The sequence below is a fragment of the Pseudomonas sp. SF2 genome, assembly GCF_036858055.1.
In the GTDB taxonomy this organism is placed as follows: domain Bacteria; phylum Pseudomonadota; class Gammaproteobacteria; order Pseudomonadales; family Pseudomonadaceae; genus Aquipseudomonas.
This window is the reverse complement of the sequence record NZ_JAMBDI010000044.1, coordinates 39,879-42,886: the sequence shown is the minus strand read 5'-3', so window position 1 is coordinate 42,886 and position 3,008 is coordinate 39,879. Positions and strand designations below refer to the sequence as shown.

3 protein-coding genes are annotated in these 3,008 nt (G+C 65.1%); all 3 read left to right on the top strand.

The features are described from left to right. On the top strand, positions 1–158 hold a 158-nt coding region (gene fliE / locus M2S36_RS21820; RefSeq protein ID WP_333957832.1), incomplete at its 5' end, for a flagellar hook-basal body complex protein FliE. A gap of 15 nt (positions 159–173) precedes the next feature. Then, positions 174–1,952, top strand: coding sequence for a flagellar basal-body MS-ring/collar protein FliF (fliF, locus tag M2S36_RS21815; protein WP_207829745.1), 1,779 nt, complete (start codon positions 174–176; stop codon positions 1,950–1,952). Beyond that, positions 1,945–2,964 carry a flagellar motor switch protein FliG gene (gene fliG / locus M2S36_RS21810; protein WP_013973604.1) on the top strand — a complete coding sequence of 340 codons (1,020 nt, stop codon included), beginning with the start codon at positions 1,945–1,947 and terminating at the stop codon, positions 2,962–2,964. The genes fliF and fliG overlap by 8 nt, the downstream gene beginning before the upstream one ends. The last annotated feature ends 44 nt before the right edge of the window (positions 2,965–3,008 follow it).

The window sequence follows — 3,008 nt, the reverse complement described above, 5'->3', positions numbered from 1 at the left end:
CCCAGTTGGCCAACGCCTTCGAGATCGGCAAGAGTGGCGTCGACCTGACCGACGTGATGATCGCTTCGCAAAAGGCCAGCGTGTCGATGCAGGCCCTGACCCAGGTACGCAACAAGCTGGTCCAGGCGTACCAGGACATCATGCAGATGCCGGTTTGAGGATGGATGTAAACCATGGCTGAAGCAGTCGTCGACAACGCCCCCGCCAAAAGCGGCCCGCCAGCGGCCAAACCACCGCTGTTCGGCATGGCGTTTCTGGAAAACATCGCGCAGATGCCCATGCTGCGTCAGATCGGCCTCATGGTCGGCCTGGCCGCCAGCGTGGCGATCGGCTTTGCCGTGGTGCTGTGGTCGCAACAACCCGATTACCGCCCGCTGTACGGCAGCCTGGCGGGTATGGACACCAAGCAGGTCATGGACACCCTGGCCGCTGCCGACATCCCTTACAACGTTGAGCCCAATTCCGGCGCTCTGCTGGTCAAGGCCGACGACCTCTCCCGTGCGCGCCTGAAGCTGGCGGCTGCCGGTGTGGCGCCGAGCGATGGCAATGTCGGCTTCGAGCTGCTCGACAAGGAGCAGGGCCTGGGCACCAGCCAGTTCATGGAAGCCACCCGTTACCGTCGCAGCCTGGAAGGCGAACTGGCGCGTACCGTGTCCAGCCTGAACAACGTCAAGGGCGCGCGCGTGCACCTGGCTATCCCGAAAAGTTCGGTGTTCGTGCGTGACGAACGCAAGCCCAGTGCCTCGGTACTGGTCGAGCTGTACCCGGGCCGTGCCCTGGAAGCCGGGCAGGTGATGGCCATCGTCAACCTGGTCGCCACCAGCGTGCCGGAACTGGACAAGTCCCAGGTCACCGTGGTCGACCAGAAGGGCAACCTGCTGTCCGAGCAGATCCAGGACACCGCCCTGACCCAGGCAGGCAAGCAGTTCGACTACAGCCGCCGGGTGGAAAGCATGCTCACCCAGCGGGTGCACAACATCCTGCAGCCGGTGCTGGGCAATGACCGCTACAAGGCCGAAGTGTCCGCCGACCTCGACTTCAGCGCGGTCGAGTCCACCTCCGAGCAGTTCAACCCCGACCAGCCGGCGCTGCGCAGCGAGCAGTCGGTCGACGAGCAACGTGCCAGCAGCCAGGGCCCGCAAGGTGTGCCCGGCGCGCTGAGCAACCAGCCGCCGGGCCCTGCCTCGGCACCGCAGACCACTGGTGGTGCCGCTACCCCGGCCGCGGCCATCCAGCCTGGCCAGCCGCTGGTGGATGCCAACGGCCAGCAGATCATGGACCCGGCCACCGGTCAGCCAATGCTCGCGCCGTACCCGTCGGACAAGCGCCAGCAAAGCACCAAGAACTTCGAACTGGACCGTTCCATCAGCCACACCCGCCAGCAGCAGGGGCGCATGACCCGCCTGTCGGTGGCGGTGGTGGTGGACGACCAGGTCAAGATCGACCCGGCCACCGGCGACACCACCCGTGCGCCGTGGGGCGCCGAGGACCTGGCACGCTTCACCCGCCTGGTGCAGGATGCGGTCGGCTTCGATGCCAGCCGTGGCGACAGCGTGACGGTGATCAACGTGCCATTCGCCGCCGACCGTGGCGAAGAGATCGCCGACATCGCCTTCTACCAGCAGCCGTGGTTCTGGGACATCGTCAAGCAGGTGCTGGGCGTAGTGTTCATCCTGGTGCTGGTGTTCGGTGTGCTGCGGCCGGTGTTGAACAACATTACAGGGGGCGGCAAGCAGGCTGCCCCGGACAGCGACATGGAGCTGGGCGGCATGATGGGTCTGGATGGCGAACTGGCCAACGACCGCGTCAGTCTGGGTGGCCCGACAAGCATTCTGCTGCCTAGCCCGAGCGAGGGTTACGAGGCACAGCTCAACGCAATCAAAGGCCTGGTGGCCGAAGACCCGGGCCGCGTTGCCCAGGTCGTGAAAGAGTGGATCAACGCCGATGAGTGATAACCGAGCCGTTACCGCCAAGCTGAGCCGCGTCGACAAGGCGGCGATCCTCCTGCTTTCGCTGGGCGAGACCGATGCGGCCCAGGTGCTGCGGCACATGGGGCCCAAGGAAGTGCAGCGGGTGGGCGTGGCCATGGCGCAGATGGGCAATGTGCACCGTGACCAGGTCGAGCAAGTGATGAGCGAGTTCGTCGAAATCGTCGGCGACCAGACCAGCCTGGGCGTGGGCTCCGATGCCTACATCCGCAAGATGCTCAACCAGGCCCTGGGCGAGGACAAGGCCAACGGCCTGGTCGACCGCATCCTGCTCGGTGGCAACACCAGTGGCCTGGACAGCCTCAAGTGGATGGAGCCGCGCGCCGTGGCCGACGTGATCCGCTACGAGCACCCGCAGATCCAGGCCATCGTGGTCGCCTACCTCGACCCCGACCAGGCCGGCGAAGTGCTGAGCAACTTCGACCACAAGGTGCGCCTGGACATCGTCTTGCGCGTGTCGTCGCTGAACACCGTGCAACCGGCGGCATTGAAGGAGCTGAACCAGATCCTCGAGAAGCAGTTCTCGGGCAACTCCAACGCGGCGCGTACCACCCTGGGCGGCATCAAGCGTGCTGCCGACATCATGAACTTCCTCGACAGCTCGGTGGAAGGTGCACTGATGGACGCGATCCGCGAGATCGACAGCGACCTGTCGGAGCAGATCGAAGACCTGATGTTCGTCTTCAACAACCTGGCCGATGTCGACGACCGTGGCATCCAGGCGCTGCTGCGCGAAGTGTCGTCCGACGTGCTGGTGGTGTCGCTCAAGGGCGCCGACGAGCGGGTCAAGGACAAGATCTTCAAGAACATGTCCAAGCGTGCCTCGGAGCTGCTGCGCGACGACCTGGAGGCCAAGGGGCCGGTACGGGTCAGCGATGTGGAAACGGCGCAGAAGGAAATCCTCACCATCGCCCGCCGCATGGCCGAGGCCGGCGAGATCGTGCTCGGCGGCAAGGGTGCCGAGGAAATGATCTAAGGTATTCGCGATCTGAAGACCGACGCCGCCCCTTGTGGGAGCGG